The sequence below is a fragment of the Mycobacterium colombiense genome, from assembly GCF_001672755.1.
GTDB classification, from domain to species: domain Bacteria; phylum Actinomycetota; class Actinomycetes; order Mycobacteriales; family Mycobacteriaceae; genus Mycobacterium; species Mycobacterium colombiense_C.
In genome coordinates this window covers 1-21995 of the sequence record NZ_LZKI01000056.1, presented here as the reverse complement: position 1 = coordinate 21995, position 21995 = coordinate 1, and the positions used below count along the sequence as shown (strand labels likewise).

At 68.3% G+C, this 21995-nt stretch carries 25 protein-coding genes; 6 read left to right on the top strand and 19 right to left on the bottom strand.

What is annotated here, in order from left to right:
• Window positions 1-16 precede the first annotated feature (16 nt).
• The 6 genes from A5708_RS07415 to dxr all read right to left on the bottom strand — a co-directional run bounded on the left by A5708_RS07415 (window position 17) and on the right by dxr (window position 7165).
• Window positions 17-601 carry a DUF1707 SHOCT-like domain-containing protein gene (locus A5708_RS07415; RefSeq protein ID WP_065027999.1) on the bottom strand — a complete coding sequence of 195 codons (585 nt, stop codon included), beginning with the start codon at window positions 599-601 and terminating at the stop codon, window positions 17-19.
• A 34-nt stretch (window positions 602-635) separates the two neighbouring features.
• Window positions 636-2450, bottom strand: a complete 1815-nt coding sequence (locus A5708_RS07410; protein WP_065027998.1) for a penicillin-binding transpeptidase domain-containing protein — start codon at window positions 2448-2450, stop codon at window positions 636-638.
• Window positions 2451-2618: 168 nt separating this feature from the next.
• The gene (locus A5708_RS07405; RefSeq protein WP_065027997.1) at window positions 2619-3473 is read right to left on the bottom strand and encodes a GNAT family N-acetyltransferase; all 855 of its coding nucleotides are present in this window, start codon (window positions 3471-3473) and stop codon (window positions 2619-2621) included.
• Window positions 3474-3521: 48 nt separating this feature from the next.
• Complete coding sequence (gene ispG, locus A5708_RS07400) at window positions 3522-4688, bottom strand: flavodoxin-dependent (E)-4-hydroxy-3-methylbut-2-enyl-diphosphate synthase (RefSeq protein ID WP_065027996.1); 1167 nt, start codon at window positions 4686-4688, stop codon at window positions 3522-3524.
• A gap of 22 nt (window positions 4689-4710) precedes the next feature.
• Window positions 4711-5934, bottom strand: a complete 1224-nt coding sequence (locus tag A5708_RS07395) for a M50 family metallopeptidase (protein WP_065027995.1) — start codon at window positions 5932-5934, stop codon at window positions 4711-4713.
• A gap of 19 nt (window positions 5935-5953) precedes the next feature.
• Window positions 5954-7165 carry a 1-deoxy-D-xylulose-5-phosphate reductoisomerase gene (gene dxr / locus A5708_RS07390; RefSeq protein WP_196772559.1) on the bottom strand — a complete coding sequence of 404 codons (1212 nt, stop codon included), beginning with the start codon at window positions 7163-7165 and terminating at the stop codon, window positions 5954-5956.
• A gap of 108 nt (window positions 7166-7273) precedes the next feature.
• Between dxr and A5708_RS07385 the strand changes: the two genes are divergently transcribed.
• Window positions 7274-7528 (top strand): DUF2631 domain-containing protein, encoded by a 255-nt coding sequence (locus A5708_RS07385; RefSeq protein WP_064877912.1) that lies wholly within the window; start codon window positions 7274-7276, stop codon window positions 7526-7528.
• 18 nt (window positions 7529-7546) lie between these two features.
• Here A5708_RS07385 and A5708_RS07380 read toward each other — a convergent pair whose 3' ends face one another.
• From A5708_RS07380 to pyrH, 6 genes are all read right to left on the bottom strand, one after another.
• Window positions 7547-8407 carry a cytochrome c biogenesis CcdA family protein gene (locus A5708_RS07380; protein ID WP_065027993.1) on the bottom strand — a complete coding sequence of 287 codons (861 nt, stop codon included), beginning with the start codon at window positions 8405-8407 and terminating at the stop codon, window positions 7547-7549.
• Between the two features lies 1 nt (window position 8408).
• Window positions 8409-8915: a protein disulfide oxidoreductase gene (locus tag A5708_RS07375; RefSeq protein WP_065027992.1), complete on the bottom strand. Its 507-nt coding sequence runs from the start codon at window positions 8913-8915 to the stop codon at window positions 8409-8411.
• A 57-nt stretch (window positions 8916-8972) separates the two neighbouring features.
• Window positions 8973-10067 (bottom strand): 23S rRNA (adenine(2503)-C(2))-methyltransferase RlmN, encoded by a 1095-nt coding sequence (gene rlmN, locus A5708_RS07370; protein ID WP_065027991.1) that lies wholly within the window; start codon window positions 10065-10067, stop codon window positions 8973-8975.
• Window positions 10068-10100: 33 nt separating this feature from the next.
• Window positions 10101-11030 carry a phosphatidate cytidylyltransferase gene (locus tag A5708_RS07365; RefSeq protein WP_065027990.1) on the bottom strand — a complete coding sequence of 310 codons (930 nt, stop codon included), beginning with the start codon at window positions 11028-11030 and terminating at the stop codon, window positions 10101-10103.
• 30 nt (window positions 11031-11060) lie between these two features.
• On the bottom strand, window positions 11061-11618 hold the full coding sequence (gene frr, locus A5708_RS07360) for a ribosome recycling factor (RefSeq protein ID WP_007775283.1): 558 nt from the start codon (window positions 11616-11618) through the stop codon (window positions 11061-11063).
• A gap of 64 nt (window positions 11619-11682) precedes the next feature.
• Window positions 11683-12486 carry a UMP kinase gene (gene pyrH / locus A5708_RS07355; protein ID WP_065027989.1) on the bottom strand — a complete coding sequence of 268 codons (804 nt, stop codon included), beginning with the start codon at window positions 12484-12486 and terminating at the stop codon, window positions 11683-11685.
• Between the two features lie 342 nt (window positions 12487-12828).
• On the opposite strand from pyrH, the gene A5708_RS07350 reads away from it, so the two are divergent.
• Both A5708_RS07350 and A5708_RS07345 read left to right on the top strand, forming a co-directional pair.
• Window positions 12829-13068 (top strand): CsbD family protein, encoded by a 240-nt coding sequence (locus A5708_RS07350; protein ID WP_064954449.1) that lies wholly within the window; start codon window positions 12829-12831, stop codon window positions 13066-13068.
• Window positions 13069-13272: 204 nt separating this feature from the next.
• The gene (locus A5708_RS07345; protein WP_065027988.1) at window positions 13273-14025 is read left to right on the top strand and encodes a winged helix-turn-helix domain-containing protein; all 753 of its coding nucleotides are present in this window, start codon (window positions 13273-13275) and stop codon (window positions 14023-14025) included.
• Window positions 14026-14057: 32 nt separating this feature from the next.
• On the opposite strand, the gene A5708_RS07340 is transcribed toward A5708_RS07345, so the two are convergent.
• Window positions 14058-14996 (bottom strand): lysophospholipid acyltransferase family protein, encoded by a 939-nt coding sequence (locus tag A5708_RS07340; protein WP_081292854.1) that lies wholly within the window; start codon window positions 14994-14996, stop codon window positions 14058-14060.
• 95 nt (window positions 14997-15091) lie between these two features.
• Window positions 15092-15643 carry an MPT63 family protein gene (locus A5708_RS07335; protein ID WP_065027987.1) on the bottom strand — a complete coding sequence of 184 codons (552 nt, stop codon included), beginning with the start codon at window positions 15641-15643 and terminating at the stop codon, window positions 15092-15094.
• 310 nt (window positions 15644-15953) lie between these two features.
• Between A5708_RS07335 and A5708_RS27165 the strand changes: the two genes are divergently transcribed.
• Window positions 15954-16130, top strand: coding sequence for a hypothetical protein (locus A5708_RS27165; RefSeq protein WP_196772558.1), 177 nt, complete (start codon window positions 15954-15956; stop codon window positions 16128-16130).
• 79 nt (window positions 16131-16209) lie between these two features.
• Window positions 16210-17049 carry an SDR family oxidoreductase gene (locus tag A5708_RS07330; RefSeq protein ID WP_065027986.1) on the top strand — a complete coding sequence of 280 codons (840 nt, stop codon included), beginning with the start codon at window positions 16210-16212 and terminating at the stop codon, window positions 17047-17049.
• 26 nt (window positions 17050-17075) lie between these two features.
• On the opposite strand, the gene A5708_RS07325 is transcribed toward A5708_RS07330, so the two are convergent.
• On the bottom strand, window positions 17076-17405 hold the full coding sequence (locus A5708_RS07325) for a DUF2795 domain-containing protein (protein ID WP_065027985.1): 330 nt from the start codon (window positions 17403-17405) through the stop codon (window positions 17076-17078).
• 118 nt (window positions 17406-17523) lie between these two features.
• Entirely contained in the window at window positions 17524-17937 is a 414-nt protein-coding gene (locus A5708_RS07320) for a ChaB family protein (RefSeq protein WP_065027984.1), read from the bottom strand.
• Window positions 17938-18057: 120 nt separating this feature from the next.
• On the opposite strand from A5708_RS07320, the gene A5708_RS07315 reads away from it, so the two are divergent.
• Window positions 18058-18477 carry a MarR family winged helix-turn-helix transcriptional regulator gene (locus tag A5708_RS07315; RefSeq protein ID WP_065027983.1) on the top strand — a complete coding sequence of 140 codons (420 nt, stop codon included), beginning with the start codon at window positions 18058-18060 and terminating at the stop codon, window positions 18475-18477.
• A 24-nt stretch (window positions 18478-18501) separates the two neighbouring features.
• Here the strand turns inward: A5708_RS07315 and A5708_RS07310 are convergent, their stop codons facing one another.
• The 3 genes from A5708_RS07310 to rpsB form a co-directional block, all read right to left on the bottom strand.
• Window positions 18502-19908 (bottom strand): amidase, encoded by a 1407-nt coding sequence (locus tag A5708_RS07310; protein WP_065027982.1) that lies wholly within the window; start codon window positions 19906-19908, stop codon window positions 18502-18504.
• A 94-nt stretch (window positions 19909-20002) separates the two neighbouring features.
• Window positions 20003-20818, bottom strand: a complete 816-nt coding sequence (gene tsf / locus A5708_RS07305) for a translation elongation factor Ts (RefSeq protein ID WP_065027981.1) — start codon at window positions 20816-20818, stop codon at window positions 20003-20005.
• 12 nt (window positions 20819-20830) lie between these two features.
• Window positions 20831-21661, bottom strand: a complete 831-nt coding sequence (gene rpsB, locus A5708_RS07300; RefSeq protein ID WP_065027980.1) for a 30S ribosomal protein S2 — start codon at window positions 21659-21661, stop codon at window positions 20831-20833.
• Window positions 21662-21995: the final 334 nt, after the last annotated feature.

Below are 21995 nucleotides of genomic sequence, written 5' to 3'. Positions count from 1 at the left end.
AAGGGCGGCCAAGCGATCAGGGCCGAGGGCGGCGCAACAGCGCCCGGCGCGGTCCCCGGATGTTGACCGAGCCGCCCACCACCCGGCCGGTCAGCACCACGTGCGGCCTGCCCTCACCCGGCGGGTCTTTGCGCCGGTCGCTGGCGCTGCCCACATAGACCTCGACGTCGTCGATCGACGCGCTGGCCCCGTCGGGCAATCGAATCTCCACCGATCCGAGTCTCATGTCGAGTTCGATGACCACCACCGGGCCCGCGAACCGCGCCTTGGTGAGGTCGAGTTCCACCGAGCCCAGGCGGCGGACCAGGGCCAGGCGGGTGGGCACCGTCCACTCGCCGTGGCGCTTCAGCGAACCCGCCCAGCCGCGCAGTTCCACCCGGTCGGCCGCGGAGGTGACGATGGCGCCCGGTCCCGGCAGGTCGCCGACCACCCCGTCCAGCTCGCCGCGGGTGCGCGCGTAGGACACCTGCGACGAGCGCTGCTCGAACTCGTCGATGTCGATCAGCCCGAGCGCGACGGCGTTGTGCAGTCGCCGCATCGTGCCGTTGCGGTCGGCGTCGGACACCCGCAAGGCCACCATGTCGCCGCCGGTATCGGTCATGTTCGCAATTTACCGCTGATGCGGGCCCGGGGCGCTAGGCCAGGAAGTTGGGCGGCAGCGCCTCGAACATGAACTTGGTCATCCGCACCGCCCACTCGGAGCTGCCGCCTCCGACGATCAGCGAGGCGAAGGCCAGGTCGCCGCGGTACCCGGCGAACCAGGAGTGCGATCCGCCCGGGAATTCGGCCTCACCGGTCTTCCCGTAGATCTCGCCGCAGCCGGCGATCTCCTTGGCGGTCCCGTTGGTCACCACCAGGCGCATCATCGGCCGCAGCGCATCGATCATCTTCGGGCTGATCGGCGTCGTGTCCCCCTGGACCGCCGTCTGCCGCCCCACGATCAGTTGGGGCACGGGTGTCTTGCCGGCGGCGACCGTCGCCGCCACCAGGGCCATGCCGAACGGGCTGGCCAGCACCTTGCCCTGGCCGAAACCGTCCTCCGTGCGTTCGGCCAGGTCCACCGTCGGGGGCACCGACCCCGTCACGGTGGTGACGCCGTCCACCGTGTAATCGAGGCCGATGCCGTATTGCGCGGCCGTCTGGGTCAGGCCGCGCGGCGGCATCCGGCTGCTCAACTCCGCGAAGGTGGTGTTGCACGAACTGGCGAACGCGCGCGACAGCGACACGACGCCGAGGTCGAAGCCGCCGTAGTTGGGCACGGTGCGATGCCCGATGTCGAGGTGGCCCGGGCAGCCGAGCATCGAGTTCGGCGTGGCCATGTCGCGGTCGACGGCCGCGCCGGCGGTGATCATCTTGAAGGTCGACCCGGGTGGGAACAGGCCGTTGGTGGCGGGCAGACCGTCCGCGTCGGCCCCGCCGTTCTGCGCGATCGCCAGGATCTCCCCTGTCGACGGCTTGATCACCACGATCATCGCCTTGCCGCCCTTGTTGTCGACAGCGCGCTGGGCGGCGTTCTGCACGACCCGGTCCAGAGTGATCGACACCGACGGCGCCGGCGACCCTTCGACCTCGTGCAGCACCTCGACCTCGACGCCGTTCTGGTTGACGCTCACCACCCGCCAGCCCGCCTGGCCGTCGAGTTGGTCGACTACGGCCTTCTTCACCGCGGCGATGGCCGCAGGCGCGAAATGCGGGTCGGTGGGCAGCATTTCGGGTTGGGGGGTGACCACGACGCCGGGCAGATGCCCGACCAGCGGGGACACCTTGTCGTTGTCGTCGGGGTGCAGCGTCACGCCCAGGTCCACCGGGTGAGGCGTCGAGCTGGCCTGCTCGGCGAGCAGCTGCGGGTCGTTGAGGGCCCCGTTGAAGGGGTGCAGCACGTCGACGATCGCGTGGGCCGTGCCGAACAGGGCCGGTCCGGCCTGCGTGGCGTCCAGCGTGTAGTGGTACAGGTAGCCGGGCACCAGCACATCGCTGCCGCCGAGTTCGTTCACCGACGCGCGGTGCGGCCGGTCGGCCCGCAGCGCGAAGGTCTGGTGCTCGCCCAACTTGGCGTGCAGCGCGGTGGTGGTCCACCGCACCGCCCAGTGCCCCTCGTCGCGCGCCATCCGCAGCTGGCCGTCGTAGGTCCAGGTCCGGTTCTTGGGCAGGTGCCAGGTGAAGCGGTAGCCGACGGTGCCGCTGTCCTCGGCGTACTTGGCGTTGAGGATCTGCGCGTCAAGATGCGATGCCTGCAGGCCGGACCAGGCCGCGTTGAGCGCCTCGCGGGCCTCATTGGGGCTGTCGCTGAGTTGCGCGGCCGTTGCGGTGTCGCCAATGGCCAGGGCGCGGAAGAACTTCTCCGCCGCCGGGCCAGGCCCGTCGGGCCGCGGTGTGCATCCGGACAGGACGATGACCGCGAGCAGCAGCAAGCCTGAGGCGGATGAGGCCATTGTGGTTCTAGTTGCCATCGTTGCAAATGTTAAGAACTGCGGCCTGAACAGGGGCGCCGACACACCGAGACCCAACCGTTATGTCACGCAGGAGATCGCTCGAGTTCGAGCGCCCGGCCAGCCGGGCAGCCACAGCCCAGCGCCCGGCCAGCCGGGCGCTGGCCGGGCGGAGGCAGGCCGCGGCCGCTAGTCGAGCAGCACCGTCGCGAAGGTGCCGATCTCGGTGAACCCCACTCGGGCGTAAGCGGCGCGGGCCACCGTGTTGAAGTCGTTGACGTAGAGGCTGGCGGTGCGCCCGGTGCCGACGATCACCGCGGCGACCGTCGCGGTGCCGGCGGTGCCCAGGCCCAGCCCGCGCCACTCCGGGTGCACCCACACCCCCTGGATCTGGCCCACCCCCGGGGACTGCGAGCCCACCTCGGCCTTGAAGACGACCTGGCCGTGCTCGAACCGCGCCCAGGCCCGCCCGGCCGTGATCAGGCTGGCCACCCGCCGCCGGTAGCCTCGGCCGCCGTCGCCGAGCCGCGGGTCGACGCCCACTTCGCCGATGAACATGTCGACGGCGGCCACCAGGTAGGCGTCCAGCTCCTCGGGCCGCACCTGCCGCACACCGGGGTCCAGCTCGCAGCTGGGGTGGGTGGACAACGCCAGCAGCGGCTGGTGGTCGCGCACGTCACGGGCCGGGCCCCAGGCCGCCTCGAGCCGCTCCCACATCGGCATCACCAAATCGGCCCTGCCGACCAGCGAAGAGCAGCGCCGCGTTCCGCGCATGGCCTCGTCGGCGAACGCGCTCAGGTCGGCCGGCGCGCCGCGCAGCGGGATCAGGTTGGCGCCGGCGAAGCACAGCGATTCGTCGGCACCGCGCAGCGTCCACAGTTCGCCGCCGATCGAATTGGGGTCGATGCCGTGGTCGGCCACGCGGGCGGCGACCATGCAGGACGCGACGGGATCGCCGTCGAGCACCCGCCAGACCGCGGCCGCGTCACGCACCACGGACACCCGTCGCTCACCGACAAGGCGGAACAGGGGCGGAGCCGACATATGGCGAACTCTCTGTGGTGCGAACTCTTAGACCGGCGCTGGCGTTTATCAGCTTACGGTGACAACAGGTGAACCGCTGGATGTTGTTTCCGGCCCGTTACCACTGTTCATCTCCGAGGCGATCCGCATTGCCTCTTCGATCAACGTTTCGACAATCTGCGCTTCGGGCACGGTCTTGATGACTTCGCCGCGAACGAAGATCTGGCCCTTGCCATTTCCCGACGCGACACCGAGGTCGGCCTCGCGGGCCTCCCCCGGACCGTTGACGACGCACCCCATCACGGCGACGCGCAGCGGCACGTCCAGACCGTCCAGGCCGGCGGTCACCGCGTTGGCCAACGTGTACACGTCGACCTGGGCGCGACCGCACGACGGGCACGACACGATCTCCAGCCCGCGCGGCCGCAGGTTCAGCGACTCGAGGATCTGGATGCCGACCTTGACTTCCTCGACCGGCGGCGCCGACAGCGACACCCGGATGGTGTCGCCGATGCCGCGCGACAGCAGCGCGCCGAAGGCGACCGCGGACTTGATGGTGCCCTGGAAGGCCGGACCGGCCTCGGTGACCCCGAGATGCAGTGGGTAATCGCACTGCGCGGCCAGCTGTTCGTAGGCGGCGACCATCACCACCGGGTCGTTGTGCTTGACGCTGATCTTGATGTTGCCGAAGCCGTGCTCCTCGAACAGCGAGGCCTCCCACAGCGCGGACTCGACCAGCGCCTCGGGGGTGGCCTTGCCGTACTTCTCCATGAACCGCTTGTCCAGCGAGCCGGCGTTGACGCCGATGCGGATCGGGATGTCCGCCGCTGCGGCCGCTTTGGCGACCTCGCCGACCCGGCCGTCGAATTCCTTGATGTTGCCGGGGTTTACCCGCACCGCGGCGCACCCCGCGTCGATGGCGGCGAAGATGTACTTGGGCTGGAAGTGGATGTCGGCGATGACCGGGATCTGGCTGTGCCGGGCGATCTCGGCCAGCGCGTCGGCGTCCTCCTGACGCGGGCAGGCCACCCGGACGATGTCGCAGCCGGCTGCGGTCAGCTCGGCGATCTGCTGCAGCGTCGTGTTGACGTCATGCGTCTTGGTGGTGCACATCGACTGCACCGAAATCGGATACTCGCTGCCAACCCCGACGTCGCGGACCATCAGTTGGCGCGTGGTACGCCGGGGAGCGAGCGTGGGCGCCGGAGTCGGCGGCATGCCCAGGCCAATGGTCACTGTGTTGATTCCTTCGGTTTCGTCATTGGAAGAGCCTGATCGGGTTGACCAGATCGGCGGTCACGGTCAGCAGCATGTAGCCGACCACGAACACCAGCACGACGTACGTCGCGGGCATGAGTTTGAGGTAGTTCACCGGCGCGGCCGCGACCATGCCGCGGGCCGACCGGACGAGGTTGCGGATCTTCTCGAACACCGCGATGGCGATGTGGCCGCCGTCGAAGGGCAGCAGCGGCACCAGGTTGATCGCACCCAGGATGAGGTTCAGCTGGGCCAGGAAGAACCAGAACGCCACCCACAACCCGTGGTCGACGGTGTCGCCGCCGATGATGCTGGCGCCGACGACGCTCATCGGCGTCTGCGGGTCGCGCTGCCCGCCGCCGATGGCGTGCACCAGCGCGCCGACCTTTGTGGGGATCGCGACGAGCGCCTTGCCCACTTCGCCGGTGAGGTCACCGGCGAAGGCGACGGTGGCAGGGATCGCCGTGAACACCCCGTAGTGCGTGGGCGCGACCTTGACGGCGCCGACGCCGATGGCGCCGACCGTCGAGGGTTGCTGCTGGCCGCCCTGCCCGTTGGTCCCGGCGGTCAGGTAGCGCTGGGTGGTGGTGACGTCGACGTAGGTGGTGATCGTGGCGCCGTTGCGCTCGGCGACGATCGGGACGTTGCCATGCGCCTTACGGATGGCGGCGGCCATGTCCTCGAAGGTCGACACCGGGGTGTCGCCCACCTTGACGATGACGTCACCCGGCCGGATTCCGGCGAGCGCCGCCGGACCGGGCCCGGTGCAGTCCGCGATCTTGCCGGGCGCCACTTCCGGTGCCACACAAGCGGTTTCGCCGACAACCGCCTGGGTCGGCGGATGCAGGTTCGGCAGCCCCCAGATCAGCGCTATGCCGTAGAGCAGCACCAGGCAGATGATGAAGTTCGCGGCGGGGCCGGCGAACAGCACCGCGACCCGCTTCCAGACCTTCTGCTTGAACATGGCGCGCTCGGTCTCGTCGGGCGCCAGCTCCTCCACCGAGGTCATGCCGGCGATGTCGCAGAAGCCGCCCAGCGGAACGGCCTTGAGGCCGTACTCGGTTTCACCGCGCCGGGTCGACCACAGGGTGGGCCCGAAGCCGACGAAATAGCGCCGCACCTTCATGCCGGTTGCGCGCGCGACCCACATGTGCCCGCACTCGTGCAGGGCCACCGAGATCAGGATGGCCAGTGCGAACAGCACAATGCCGATGACGAACATCATTTGGCTGCGAGGACCTTTCTCACACCACTCCGGAGGCTTTTGCTGACACCTTGGCGGGCTGGGCTTGCGCGACGGCACGCTGCGCCCGGTCACGTGCCCAGCGCTGCGCGTCGAGTACCTCATCCACGTTAGCGGGTGAAACGGCCCATTGGTCGGCGGCGTGCAGCACGTCGGCGATGGTTTTGACAATCGCGGGGAACCCGACCCGGCCCGCGAGGAACGCCTCCGCCGCCTCCTCGTTGGCCGCGTTGTAGACGGCGGTCATGCAGCCACCGGTCTGCCCGGCGTACCGGGCCAGCTCGACGGCGGGGAAAACGTCGTCGTCCAGCGGCTCGAATTCCCAGCTAGAAGCCGTGCTGAAGTCACAGCTGGCGGCCGCGCCGGGGACCCGCTGCGGCCAGCCCAGGGCCAACGAGATCGGCAGTTTCATGTCCGGCGGGCTGGCCTGGGCAAGGGTCGAGCCGTCCACGAACGTGACCATCGAATGAACAATCGACTGAGGGTGCACGACCACCTCGATGCGGTCGTACGGGATGCCGAACAGCAGGTGGGTCTCGATCAACTCCAGCCCCTTGTTGACCAGCGAGGCCGAGTTCAGCGTGTTCATCGGGCCCATCGACCACGTCGGGTGGGCGCCCGCCTGCTCCGGGGTGACGTCCTCGAGCTGGGCGGCCGTCCAGCCACGGAACGGGCCGCCGGATGCGGTCAGCACCAGCTTGGCGACTTCGTCGGGGCCCCCGCCGCGCAGGCACTGCGCCAGCGCGGAGTGTTCGGAGTCGACCGGAACGATCTGCCCCGGCTCGGCGGCCCGCAGCACCAGCGGACCACCGGCGATCAGCGATTCCTTATTGGCCAGGGCCAGCCGGGCGCCCGATTCCAGCGCGGCCAGCGTGGGCCGCAGCCCCAACGCCCCCACCAGCGCGTTGAGCACGACGTCGGCCTCGGTCTCCTGCACCAGCCGCGTCGCCGCTTCGGGACCGGCAAACGGGACGTCGCCGGCCCGCCGCGCCGCGCCCTCGTCGGCGACCGCGATGTTGGTCACACCGGTCTCGGCGCGCTGCCGCAACAACGTGTCCAGGTTGGCGCCGCCCGCGGCCAGACCGACCACCTCGAAACGGTCCGGGTTGGCGGCGATGACGTCCAGCGCCTGGGTGCCGATGGAGCCGGTGCTGCCCAGCACCAGCACGCGCAGGCGGTCCCGCGTTCGCCCATCGATCGTCAGGTTGGTCACCCACTCATTGTGCCGCCCGGCGCCGACGCGGGCCATGCCCCGCAAGCCCGCCGGCGGTATGCCAGAATTTGGGTTCGACAAGCCAATCCGATCCGAAGGGGATTCGCCGTGGCCAGTACCGAGGTGGAGCGCTTCAACGGCGTCGACGACGTCGAGGTGCCGTCGGCAGCGTGGGGCTGGAGCAGGATCAACCACCGGACCTGGCACATTGCCGGCCTGATCGGCTTCGGATTCCTGCTGGCGATGCTGCGCGGCAACCACGTCGGCCACATCGAGAACTGGTTCCTGATCGGGTTCGCGGCGCTGATCCTCGTCGCGCTGATCCGCGACCTGTGGGGCCGCCGCCGCGGCTGGATCAGGTAGCCGCCACCCCGTCTTGCCCTAGCGGTGGGCCCGGCGATGCCAGGCGCCGCCGATCACGACGACCGCCAGCGCGACCACGGCGATCACCCACGGCCACACCCCGTGCTGATGCACCCAGCCGGCCACCGCGCCCTGCAGCCGCCCGGCCGCGCTGATCACCGCGTCCTGCGGGTTGCCGTTCGCGCCGAACAGGCGCACCTCGTAGCTGCCGTAATAGGCCACATACAGCCCGACCAGCACCAGCAACGCGCCGCTGATCCGGTTGCCGAACGGGAGCATGCGGCGCAGCCTTTCCACCATCGCCGAGCTCGCAGTCGCCGCAGCGACCGCGAGCACCCCGACCACCAGCGTCAGCCCCGCACTGTAGGCGAGGTAGATCGCCACCTCGGTGGCGATCGATCCCCCGCGCAGGCCGGCGGCGGTGACGGCCAGAAACGGGCCGACGGTGCATGACAGCGAGGCGAGCGCGTAGCTGATGCCATAGCCGTACATGGAGCCCAGTCGGGCGGTGGGAGCCCACCGCGGCCCCAACGATCGCGGGGTCAGCGCCGACAGCGCACGGCCCGACAGGAGCCACACCCCGAGCCCGATCAGGACCACGCCGACGACCACGGTGGCGTAGGGCAGGTATCGCTGCACGGTCGTGGCCGCCGAGACGGTCAGGGCGCCGAACACGCCGAACACCGTCAGGAAGCCCAGCGCCATCCCGACAGTGGCCGCCAGCGCCCGCCCGGCGGCCGCCACCCCCGACGACGCCCCGGCACGCTGGCCGCGCACCACCAGCAGGAGATAGGCGGGCAGCATCGCGAATCCGCACGGGTTCAGCGCGGCGACCAATCCGGCGGCGAAGGCCAGGCCGACCAGACCCTGGTCCGCCAAGTCAGGACCTCAGGGCGGAGACCCGATCGGAGAGCTCCTGCTGCGACATCGCCGAGGTCGGGTTGTTGACGAACGTCGAGCTGCCGTCCGCGCGGTAGAACACGTACGCGGGCTGCCAGGGGACGTTGTAGCGGGCCCAGATGGATCCGTCGGCGTCGTTGAGGTTGGTGAAATTCAGGCCGTACTTGGAGACGAAGGTCTGTTCGGCGCCGACGTCCGAGTGCCCGGCCACCCCGACGAACGTGACGCCTGGATTGGCGGCCGCCACCCGGCTGACGCCGGGGGCTTCGGCGTTGCAGAACGGGCAGAACGGCGCCCAGAACCACAGCACCGCGGGCTTGCCCTGCAAACCGGCGCCGTTGAACGGCGCACCGCTCAGCGTTGTCCCGGTGAACTGCAGCCGGTCGTCGGCGGCCAGCGCGCGTGGCGCGCCGCCCAGCACGACGATCAACGCCACGGCGAGAACCGCCGCGGCAAACAACCTGAGCGGAGAGAACAGGCGAATCATGGCGCACCCCCGTTTGCTGGCGTTATGCCTTTAAGACGTGCGCGTCGCCGTCCCGGTTCATCCGCGCTCGGCGGCCAGCTGCCCGCAGGCGGCGCTGATCTCACGTCCGCGGGTGTCGCGCACGGTGCATGACACCCCTTTGGCGCGGACCCGTCGGACGAACTCCCGCTCGACCGGCTTGGGGCTCGCGTCCCACGCACTTCCCGGCGTCGGGTTGAGCGGAATCAGGTTGACGTGCACCAGCGGCCCCAGCGCACGATGCAGCCGCTGCCCCAAAAGGTCCGCGCGCCAAGGCTGGTCGTTGACATCTCGGATCAACGCGTACTCCACCGACACCCGCCGCCCGGTGACGTCGGCGTAATACCGCGCGGCGTCGAGGGCCTCGGTGATCTTCCACCGGTTGTTGACCGGCACCAGCGTGTCGCGCAGTTCGTCGTCGGGCGCGTGCAGCGACAGCGCCAGCGTGACGCCGAGCCGTTCGTCGGCGAGTTTGCGGATGGCGGGGGCAAGGCCCACCGTCGACACCGTCACCGAGCGGGCCGAGATGCCGAAACCGTGCGGCGGCGCGGCGATGATGCGCCGCACCGCGGCGAGCACGCGGGCATAGTTGGCCAGTGGCTCCCCCATGCCCATGAACACCACGTTGGACAGCCGGTCCCCGAAGTCGTCGCGCAGCGCTGCGGCGCCGGCGCGCACCTGCTCGAGGATCTCGGCCGTCGACAGGTTGCGGGTCAGCCCGCCCTGGCCCGTCGCGCAGAACGGACAGGCCATGCCGCAGCCGGCCTGCGACGAGATGCACACGGTGTTGCGTTGCGGATAGCGCATCAGCACCGACTCGACGGTGACCCCATCGAGGGCCCGCCACAACGTCTTTCGGGTCTGGCCCGCATCGCAGGTCACCTCGGAGGCCGCGGTGAGCAGGATCGGGAACATCGTCTCGGCGATGGCGTCGCGCAAGCCCGCGGGAAGGTCGGTCATTTGCCGCGGATCGGCGATCAGCCGGCCGTAGTACTGATGCGCCAGCTGCTTGGCGCGAAACGCCGGCAGGCCCAGCTCCGCGACGGCGGACGCGCGGCCGTCCTCATCGAGGTCGGCCAGATGCCGCGGCGGCTTGCCGCGCCGCGGCTCGGAGAACACCAATTGTTGAACCATGACCTGTCCAGTATCGGTCACGTTCGGGACTGCCTAGGGAACGAGTGTCAGCACCGTCCAGGCGGCGACCGCCGACGGCAGGACGCCATCGAGCCGATCCATCAGGCCGCCGTGGCCGGGTAGCAGCCGGCCCATGTCCTTGATGCCCAGGTCGCGCTTGACCTGCGACTCCACCAGATCGCCAAGGGTGCAGGTCAGCACCAGGACGACGCCCAGCAGCGCGCCGATCCACCACGGTTTGCCGGCCAGGAAGGTCGCCGTCAGCGTCGCCGCGGTGATGCCGAACACCAGGGAACCCACGAATCCCTCCCAGGACTTCTTGGGGCTGATCGCGGGCACCATCGGGTGCTTGCCGAAGAGCGCCCCCACGGCATATCCGCCGGTATCGGAGGCGACGACGGTGATCATCAGACAGAACACCCGCCCGGCGCCGTCGTGCGGGTAGACCAGCAGCACGCCGAAGGACGCGAACAGCGGCACCCACGCGGCCAGGAACACGGTGGCCGAGGCGTCCCTGAGGTAGTTAGCCGACGGCGAGCCGTCGAACGGCTCGGGCCGTTTGCGGTTGTCCTGCATGAACAGCCGCCACACGTTGCAGACCACCACGGTGACGCCGAAGCCGGCCAGTGCGCCCGCGGCGTGGAACGGCCAGGTCAGCCAGACGGTGAGCTGGCCCCCGGCCAGCAGCGGGATGACGGGTATGACGTAGCCGGCTTCACGCAACCGCCGAACCACTTCGTGGGTGGCCACCACGATGGCCAGGGCGACGATGGGAACCCAGAAGCGCGGCGCGAACACCAGCGTCACGACCAGGACGCCGCCGATACCGGTGCCCACCGCGATGGCGGCGCCCAGGTTACGTCCGGCGCGCGACGTCTTCTTGGCCGGCTGCTGGATCGTCTCCTTGGCGGCGCGCGACGAATTCTCGGGCGGATCGCCTGCGCCGGGTTCTGGGGTTGCCACTGGCCTGGATGAACTTCGCTGCTGAGGTCACTAGACCTCCAGCAGTTCGCCTTCTTTGTGCTTGACCAGCTCTTCGATCTGGGTGGTGTATTGATGCGTGGTCTTGTCCAGGTCCTTTTCGGCCCGGCCGACCTCGTCCTCGCCGGCCTCGCCGTCCTTGCGGATGCGATGCAGCTCCTCCATCGCCTTGCGGCGGATGTTGCGCACCGAGACCTTGGCGTCCTCACCCTTGCTCTTGGCCTGCTTGACCAGCTCACGGCGACGTTCCTCGGTGAGCTGCGGCACGGCCACCCGGATCAGGGTGCCGTCGTTGGTGGGATTGACGCCGAGGTCGGAATTGCGGATCGCGGTCTCGATCGCGCCCACCTGGCTGGCTTCGTAGGGCTTGATGACGACGAGACGCGCCTCGGGCACGTTGATGCTGGCCAGCTGCGTGATAGGCGTGGCCGTGCCGTAGTAGTCGATCACGATCCGCGAGAACATGCCCGGGTTGGCGCGCCCGGTCCGGATGGTCGACAAGTCGTCCCGGGCGACCGCCACGGCCTTCTCCATTTTCTCTTCCGCGTCGAAGAGAGCCTCGTCGATCATGTGCGCCGCTCCTCCTCATTGCTGCGCTGCGCATCCTCGCACGCGCAAGTCATCGCGTTTCCGCTCAGGTGGTGACCAGAGTCCCGATTTTCTCACCAGCGACCGCCCGGGCGATATTGCCATTGGTCAGCAGGTTGAACACCAGGATCGGCATGCCATTGTCCATGCACAGGCTGAACGCGGTGGCATCGGCCACTCGTAGCCCGCGGTCGATCACCTCACGGTGACTGATCGCGGCGATCAATTCGGCATCGGGGTGCTGCCGCGGATCCGCGTCGAACACGCCGTCGACCGCTTTGGCCATCAAGACCACCTCGGCACCGATCTCCAGGGCCCGCTGCGCGGCGGTGGTGTCGGTGGAGAAGTAGGGCAGCCCCATGCCGGCCCCGAAGATCACCACCCGCCCCTTCTCCAGGTGACGTACGGCACGCAACGGCAGATAGGGCTCGGCCACCTGGCCCATGGTGATCGCGGTCTGGACCCGGGTGACGATGCCTTCCTTCTCCAGGAAGTCTTGCAGCGCGAGGCTGTTCATCACGGTTCCCAGCATGCCCATGTAGTCCGACCGGGTGCGTTCCATACCGCGCTGCTGAAGCTGCGCGCCCCGGAAGAAGTTGCCCCCGCCGATCACCACGGCGACCTGGACACCGTCGCGGACCACCTCGGCGATCTGCCGCGCCACCCGCGCCACGACATCGGGATCCAGGCCGACCTGGCCGCCGCCGAACATCTCGCCGCCGAGCTTGAGCAACACTCGCGAATACCTGGCGCGGCTCAGTGGCTGGCCGGATACGCCGTTGCTGCTGGTTGTCGGCTCCGGGTTCGGAGCCGCCGAGCCGGCGACTTGGGGCTCCCTGGACTCCGTCATCAGACTCCTCGCATGAGAGTGCCATCCCAGGCGATCAAGATCCCGGAACGGCATTTCACATCCTGCCTCATCGCAGCACAATGCGACGTCGGCGGGGTGCATTATGCGCATAGTTGGCTCACCGGACCAATTTTCGAGTCTCCCGGTACCGGAATAGAGTGGCCAGTGTGCCTCCTCGCACCCGCGTTTGAGCGACGGGCGGCATGGGAACACGGATCAACGCGGCAGAAATATGCGGTCTTAAGCAATAAGGACCGGCCTCGCCGTATGACCGGATCGATCGCACGCGATCGCCGTTGAGCGGGAATCGCTCGCAGTACGCCAACGAGGAGGAGTACTTCCATGGCTGAAGAAAACAAGTCGGGACCTGCCGAAGCTGTGAAGGGCGTCGTCGAGGACGTCAAAGGCAAGGCCAAGGAGGCCGTAGGCGCGGTGGCCGGTCGTGATGACCTCACCCGTGAGGGCCAGGCGCAGCAGGACAAGGCCGACGCGCAGCGCGACGCGGCCAAGAAGGAAGCCGAAGCGGAAGCCGCGCGCGGTGGCGCCAAGGCGGCCGAAGAGCGCCAGAAGAACAATCAGTAGCGCGCTGTAATCGGTGGGCCCGGTCCGTGGAAACGGGCCGGGCCCACCGCTTTTCTCACGTTTCTCGGCGCGCGCAACCAGTCTGCTTAATTTCGAACAGGACGGGTATCCAGGCGTAGCGCTGTAAGACATCTGTAAGACATCTCCGCAGAGGTGCCTACGGACCGGGGGGAAGCAGGGACGTCGCGAGTTTGGAGTTAGTCGTTGGACGTGGTGGTGCTCACCGATGAGGACGATTTCGAATCGGCCCTACCGGATTTGGCGACGTTCGCGCAGCCGATGCGCCGCATCACCTTGGCGACCGAACCCGACGGGCATTTCGCCACGGCCGACATCGCGATCATCGACGCGCGCAGCAATATGGCGGTGGCACAGGCCGTCAGCCATCGACTGATGACCGACAACCCCGGCACCGCGGTGGTGGCCCTGGTTGCCCCGGCGGATTGTGCGGCCGTCGATGTCGACTGCAATTTCGATGACGTGATGCTGCCCGGCACCGGTGCCGAAGAACTGCAGGCACGCATGCGCCTTGCCATCGGACGCAGGCGCAGCGTGGGCGACGGCACTGTGAAATTCGGCGGCCTCCTGCTGCATCCGGCCAGTTTCACCGCGACACTCGACGGCAACGACCTTGGCCTGACCCTCACCGAGTTCAAATTGCTGAATTTCCTTGTCCAGCATGCCGGTCAGGCATTCACCCGGACCCGGTTGATGCGGGAGGCGTGGGGCTACGACACCACCGGCAAGGTCCGCACGGTCGACGTGCACATTCGGCGGCTGCGCGCCAAGCTGGGCGCCCGCCACCAGTTTCTGGTGGACACCGTCCGGGGCGTCGGCTACCGGGCGGCGCCCCCGCAACCGGAATGGGTGGCCGCCGACTCGACGCTGACTCCGATCTGGGCCTCGACCACAACGCCCGCGCCGAGTCGCCCGGACCCGGAGGTCTCGGGCACCTAAACCCTTTGGGCCACAACGCTTTTGGTGTGTCGCTAGCCGAACAACGGGAATGCACGTCTGCGCGCGAGCGCATCCATTCCTTCCTGGATGGCATCCTGCACCTCGCGGTATTTGCGGTCGACGTATTGGTCGTCGTCGGCCCGCGCGGGATCGTTGTCGAGTTCGACGGCGGGCATGAACCGGGTTCTGATCTTGGCCGGCAGGGGCAGCTGCGGCAGCGCCGCCGGCGCGATCCCCCACGGCAGCGAAACAGCCAATGGAAACACCTTGAGCCGCAGGATGCGGTCCAGGCGTAGCGCCTTCGACAGCCGGTCGCCACGGATCAATACCGGCATCGCGTCGGCGCCGCCGACTGTGGCGATCGGCACGATCGGCACACCCGCACGAATCGCCATCTTGACGAAGCCGGTCCGCCCCGCCAGGTTGGCCTGATCGCGCTCCGTCCACGGGCGCAGTGAGTCCACTTCCCCACCGGGCCACAGCGCCACGTCACGCCCCTCGGCCAGCGCGGTGGCAATGGCGTCTGGGGCCGCCGGCAGCACCCCCATCGACCGGAAGTACCTTCCGAACAGCGGAATCGCCATCAGCGCATCGTGCGCGGTGCCGTGCAGGGTGCGCTCCTGGCCGAACCGCCGCCACCATTGCAGGCCGACGGTCCAGGCATCCCAGACAAACGGGGCCCCGGAGTGAATCCCCACCAGCAGCGCGGGTGGGGACTCCGGGATGTTCTCCCAGCCGTCGATCTCCATCCGAAACCAATAGTCCACCAGCACATTCCACAGATACTTCTGTCGCTGCAGGGCGGTCTCGTCCTGGCCGGAGAGATCCCACTTCGCGGCCCGCTCGGCCACCCAGCCGCTCAGCCCGCCGCTCAGCTTGCTGCGACGTTCCTCTATTGCCTCGCGGGCATCTTCGGCGTGCCGCTTCGCTTGAGCGCGTATCGGCGCCGCTCTGTGATCCGGATTACTCATGCCCTGTCGCATACCCGATTCGGGCGCCCACGATTCGCCCAGACGCAAATCGCCCCGCGGCACGTGGCGTGGCGCGGGGCGATTTCACGACCGGTTTAGGCCTGGGCCGGCGCAGGCGCCGGCGGGGCACCCGGTGCCGGGCTGCTCGGCGCGCCGGGCGCCGAGCCACCCTGCGCGTTGGACGTCCACATCAGGATGTCCTGCATGCCGTCGTTGTAGACGACGCCGTTCGGCGGCGCACCGGTCACATCGAAGTACAGCGTGCCGGTTGACTCGTTGCCCTGCGCGATGGGTGCCGGGTTGAGCCCGTTCGGGGCCCCAACCTTGTCGATCACCCGGTAGTTCTGGCCGTTGGGGCCGCGGGCGATGAAGTCGTTGACCATCGGGGTGACGAGCCCGCCGTCCGACCTGGCGGTGATGTCAGCCTGGTACAGCGTCCCCTTCGGCGTGTAGCCGGGGATAGCGACGTTGCTGGGCTGCAAGTTGCTCACCGTGTAGTTGGTGACGAGCGGCCCGTCGACGAGTTGCTCGCTGGCGCCGAAGCCCTGAATGTTGGGCGCAGCAGATGCGGGCGTCGCCGCGAATACGCTTGCGGCCGCTATACCCCCGGCAGCGGCAGCCGTCGCAGCGAACTTGGTGACCTTCATTGTTCATTCCTTTCGTGTAGAACAATTGCCCCCCGAAGGGCAGACACATATATGCAGCAAATAGCCATCCGACCAACGCTTCAAACATTTGTGGGCTCCGAAGCGGCTATATCGCCCGGTTAGCCACCGAAATGGATTGCATTCTTGGACAGCACCTTTCGCACCAGTAGATAACACCTGTACCAATACTCACAGCCGATCGTCGTCGATTAAGTGGTGTGCGGGCGGGTAGTCGGTGCGGTGAGGCCTTCACCTGGCAATCGGCATGTCAGCGTGGGCAAGCCGAGACAGCCGCAGAGGGGGCAGTCAGGTGGAACGTGGAAACTCCAAGCACGGGGCACGCGAGGACGACGCGCTCAAGGGAGAATTGGAAGGCACGATCCGCGGAAATCGTTCCAGCCGCAGCGAGGAATGGCGTGACCCGGAGCCGCCGGCCGACGACGACCCGGATGCCCCGACGGCCGGCCCGGCGCCGCGCGAATCGTAAAGCGGTGGCCGGAAAGGGCGGCCATGTGCCCGGCTCGGCCAAATTATGAATCACCCGAACAATCCGTAGAGGAAATCGCATGGGCTTTGTGGCGCAACAACAATCCGTCCCCGGCGTGCAGGCGCAGATGGACCCGATTCCGGACTGTGGTGAAAACAGTTACCAGGGCTCGGGCAAACTGCTGGGCAAAAAGGCGATCATCACCGGCGGGGACAGCGGCATCGGGCGCGCGGTTGCGATCGCGTTCGCACGGGAGGGCGCCGACGTCCTGATCGCCTACCTCAACGAGGACGACGACGCGCGCGAGGTCGCCCGCTACGTCGCCAACGCCGGCCGCACATGCGTCCTCGTGCCCGGCGACCTTTCCGACCCTGCGCACTGCCGCGCGGTCGTCGACCGGGCAGTGCAGGAATTGGGCGGAGTGGACATCCTGGTCAACAACTCCGCCTACCAGATGATGCGCAAAAGTCTCGACGAGATCAGCGACGAGGAGTGGGAGTACACGTTCCGCCTCAACATCGGCGCGTATTTCTACCTTGCGAAGGCGGCCGTGCCGCACATGAGACCGGGCTCGTCGATCATCGGCAGCTCGTCGGTCAATTCCGATACACCCAATCCCACCCTTGCGCCGTATGCGGCGACGAAGGCGGCCATCGCCAATTTCTCGGCCAGCCTGGCACAGCTGTTGGGCGACAAGGGTATTCGCGTTAACAGTGTGGCACCCGGGCCGATATGGACACCGTTGATCCCGTCGACCATGCCGCCGGACAGCGTGGAATCATTCGGCGACAACGTTCCGCTGGGACGCGCCGGGCAGCCGGCCGAGCTCGCGCCGGTCTACGTGCTGTTGGCCTCCGACGACGCGAGTTACATCTCTGGGGCGCGGGTGGCCGTGACCGGCGGACGACCGATACTCTAGCGAAAGCCGTTATCCCGCAGCGGTACTCACGAGCCGCGATTTTCGCCCAACTCGTCGACGATCGAGCTCTGGGTGGGGATGTCCTTCGCGCTTTCGGCCCGGCCGGGCTGGGTGTGGGTGCGACGCACCGCGCCTTTGGTCCGGTCGGAGACGTCGCGGTCGTCGGCGATGGTGACCGACGCCGCGACCTGGGCGACGTTGGCGTAGGTCTCCGGCGGAACCGCACGCAGGGCGCGGACGGTCTCGCCGTCGCACCCGTTGCGCTCGGCCGCGCTGAGCAGGTCTTCTCTGTTCGCCGGGAAGTCCACATCGCTGAGGCACTGGCGAAGTTGGCTGGGAGTCGTGGACGCAACCATGGCAGGCGGGGTGCCCGGTAACCCGGCGCCTAAACCGCCCCCGCCGCGGAAATGCCGGAAGCGGCCGGCGAGCCGAAAGCTGCGCAGCCGACAGCGGTTTCGCAGTGCCACGCGACCCTCAGCGACCCCGCACCCGACGGTTGTGCTTCTTGATCGCGTCAACCAACTCCGACTTGTTCATGGTGGAACGGCCGGCGATGTCGAGGCGGCGGGCCAGGTCCAGCAGGTGCTTCTTGCTGGCGTTGGCATCGACACCCTCGGCCGACTCCCCGGTTGGCCGCAGGCCCCCGATCTCGGCCCGCTCGTCGGATGGGCCTTTCTCGTCCTTGGCCTCCCAATGGTCGCCGACCTTTTCGAAACTGTGCTTGACCGCGGCATAGGCGACCCGGTGGGCGCGCTCCTCGCTGCCGTACTCGTCGGCGGCCGCGTCGTGGGTTTTCGCGAACGTGCGTTGGGCCTTGGCGCTGGAACGTTGCAGGGTGCTGGGCAATTCGCTCTTCTTCGCCGCGCCGCCTTTCGTCGTCTTCGGCATCGAACCTCCTCGTGTGCGCAACGCTGCGGGTAACCGGTCGGTTACCCCGTTGCGGCGCGGACAATCACGGTCTGAACAATGTGCGCAACGGCACGGCGGAAATATGTCAATATCGTTGACATGATTCAGGCCGACGATGCTCCGCTGGGTTACCTGCTCTATCGGGTGGGAGCGGTGCTGCGACCGGAAGTTGCCACCGCGCTGGGCCCGCTGGGCCTGACCCTGCCCGAATTCGTTTGCCTGCGCATACTTTCGACGTTCCCGGGCATGTCGAGCGCCGAGCTGTCCCGTCACACCAACGTCACTCCGCAGGCGATGAACACGGTGCTGCGCAAGCTCGAAGATTTCGGAGCGGTGGCACGCCCGTCGTCGGTGTCCTCGGGGCGCGCGCTCCCGGCCAACCTGACCGGCCAGGGCCGCGCCCTGCTCAAGCGCGCCGAAGGAGCGGTCCGCGGCGCCGACGCCCGCATCCTGGCCAAGCTCACCGAACCTCAGCAGCGCGAATTCAAAAGGATGCTCGAGAAACTCGGCTCCGACTAGCCGCGAGCGCGCCCCTCGGTCCGATCACCCGGCGGCGTGAATGCGCGCCCACGGCTGGGCATCTTCGAGCTCATAGGCCAATTCGAGCAGCAGGGACTCCTGGCCCACGTCGGCCGACAGCATCATGCCCACCGGCATACCGTCGGCGGACCGCGCCAGCGGCAGCGAGATGGCGGGCTCGCCAGTGACGTTGTGCAGCGGGGTGAAGGAGACCCAGTCGATCAGCCGACTGATCACCTGCTGGTAATCGGTGGGCGCCAGGAACCCGATGCGGGGTGTCTCGTCGGCGAGGGTCGGCGTGAGCACGGCGTCGTAGGTGCGGAAGAACCGCGCGGTGCGCCTGCGCGCCCGCCGCAGGCGCACGATCGCCATCGGAAGGCGATGGAGGTTGCGGCTGGTGTGCCCCAGCAGGCCCAGGGTCAGGCTGTCCAGCTTGCTGCGATCGAATGTCGCGCCGAACATGTGCCGCCCGCCGCGCACCTGGGCCAGCGCCAGAAATCCCCAGTACATGACGAAGTCGTCGACGAAACTGCCGGCGACCGGGGGCTGGTCGATGTGTTCGACGCGGTGGCCCAGCTCCTCGAGCAGGCCCGCGGACTTCAGCGTCAACTCCCGCACCTGAGGACTGCTTTCGCGCTGTATCGACCGGGTGAGCACCGCGATCCGCAACCGCTGCCGGCCGGGCGTGGTGACGTCCCCGATGGGCGCCAGTTTGGGGTTGCGCCAGATCCGCTCGGCCTCGCGGTAGAAGGCCGCGGTGTCGCGCACCGAACGGCTCACCACCCCATTTGCTACGACGCCGACCGGCATCCGGCGCAGCGTCGGGTCCAGCGGCAGCCGCCCACGCGACGGTTTGAGCCCGACCAACCCGTTGCAGGCGGCCGGAATCCGGATCGAACCGCCGCCGTCGTTGGCGTGCGCCATGGGCACCACACCGGCGGCGACGAACGCGCCCGAACCCGACGACGACGCGCCGGCGGTGTAGTCGGTGTCCCACGGGTTGCGGACCGGGCCCAGCCGCGGATGCTCGGCCGACGCGCTGAACCCGAACTCGGACAGCTGCGTCTTGCCGATGGGGGTCAGCCCGGTGGCCAGGAACAGGTCGGTGAAGACGCTGTCCGCGACGGCATTCCAGCTCGTCCACGCGTCCGTGCCGTGCATCGTGGGCTGCCCGGCGACGTCGACGTTGTCCTTCATGAACGTGGGGACGCCGGCGAAGTAACCGCTCGGAGGGTCCGCCGCGGCCGCCCGCGCCTGCTCGAAAGCGGCGTACGCCAACCCGTTCAGCAGCGGGTCGACGGCCTCGGTGCGCGCGATCGCGGCCTCGACCACCTCGGCCCTGCCGACCTGGCCGGACTTGAGGGCATCGGCCAGGCCGACCGCGTCCAGATCGCCAAGGGCATCGTCGCCGAACGCGTGCACGTGTCGCATGGCACTGACGCTAACCCGCGGACCCGTGCCATCGGGAGGTTTCCCGCCTTGCTCGCGGCCCGGGCCGCATCGGTGCCGGGCGGTCAGGCCTGAATCAGGCCTGACCCACCTCGAAGCGGACGAACCGCGTCACGGTGACGCCGGCGTCGCCGAGCAGCGCCTTGACCGTCTTCTTGCTGTCGGACACCGACGGCTGCTCGAGCAGCACCGCGTCCTTGAAGAAGCCGTTCAGCCGGCCCTCGACGATCTTGGGCAGGGCCTGCTCCGGCTTGCCCTCCGCCTTGGCGGTCTCCTCGGCGATGCGGCGCTCGCTGGCCACCACGTCGTCGGGCACGTCGTCGCGGGACAGGTAGCGGGCCTTGAGCGCGGCGATCTGCAGCGCGACCGCGTGGGCGGCCTCGGTGTCCGCGCCCTGATACTCGACCAGCACGCCGACCGCGGGGGGCAGGTCGGCCGCCCGCCGGTGCAGGTAGGTCTCGACGGTGCCGTCGAAGTTCGCCACGCGACGCAGCTCCAACTTCTCGCCGATCTTGGCCGACAGCTCCGCGATCGCCTGCTCGACGGTCTTGTCACCGACGGTGGCGGCCTTGAGCTCGTCGACGTCCTCGGCCTTCGACGACACGGCCGCGGCCACGATCTGGTCGGCCAGCGCCTGGAACTCCGCGTTCTTGGCGACGAAGTCGGTCTCGCTGTTCAGCTCGATCAGCGCGCCGCCCTGGGCCGCGACCAGACCCTCGGCCGTCGCGCGCTCGGCGCGCTTACCGACGTCCTTGGCTCCCTTGATGCGCAGCGCCTCGACGGCCTTGTCGAAGTCGCCGTCGTTCTCGGCCAGCGCGTTCTTGCAGTCGAGCATGCCGGCACCGGTGAGTTCCCGAAGCCGCTTGACGTCGGCAGCGGTGAAGTTCGCCAATGGTCAGCCTTCCTATGAGGATTCAGTGGTTGGTTCGGGGGTGCCCGCAGCGGCTTCGGTGGGGGCGGTGGTGGTAGCGGCGGCCAGCAGCTCCTGCTCCCATTCGGCCAGCGGCTCGGCGGCCTCGGCCTCGGGCTTGTCGCCGCGGCCGACTCCGGCGCGGGCCTGCAGGCCCTCGGCGACCGCCGAGGCGATCACCTTGGTGAGCAACGCGGCCGAACGGATCGCGTCGTCGTTGCCCGGGATCGGGTAGTCGACCTCGTCGGGGTCGCAGTTGGTGTCCAGGATCGCGATGACCGGGATACCGAGCTTGCGGGCCTCGCCGACGGCGATGTGCTCCTTGTTGGTGTCGACGACCCAGATGGCCGACGGCACCTTGGCCATGTCGCGGATACCGCCGAGGCTGCGGTCCAGCTTGTTCTTCTCGCGGGTCAGCATCAAGATTTCCTTCTTGGTGCGGCCCTCGAAGCCACCGGTCTGCTCCATCGCCTCGAGCTCCTTGAGGCGCTGCAGGCGCTTGTGCACGGTGGAGAAGTTGGTCAGCATGCCACCCAGCCAGCGCTGGTTCACGTACGGCATGCCGACGCGGGTCGCCTCGGCGGCGACGGACTCCTGCGCCTGCTTCTTGGTGCCGACGAACAGCACGCTGCCGCCGTGGGCGACGGTCTCCTTGACGAACTCGTACGCCTGATCGATGAAGGTCAGGGTCTGCTGCAGGTCGATGATGTAGATGCCGTTGCGGTCGGTGAAGATGAACCGCTTCATCTTGGGATTCCAGCGACGGGTCTGGTGCCCGAAGTGGGTGCCGCTGTCGAGCAGCTGCTTCATGGTTACGACGGCCATGGTTGTGCCTTACTTGTGTCGGTTGTCGCCTGGCATCGGGTTGAGGCCGGGCCCTGGCGGCTGCTGCGATGCCGGACCCGTCGTTGGACGGGACCGCCCGGCATACGATTGCGTTCTCCTAGTGGAACCAGAGACGCGATGCAGACGCGCGAAGTCAGCCCGCGAACGAGCTGCGACCAGCAGTTTACACCGCTTCAGCAGGTGGTTTTGCCACGCTTCCCCAGCCGGTGCGCTCGTCCACAAAAACCGGCGAGACCGAGTGGCCGGGCGACAGGCGGCGCGCTGACCAGGCACGCACACAACAGCACCGCCGTCCACCGCATCCAGGCAGCTC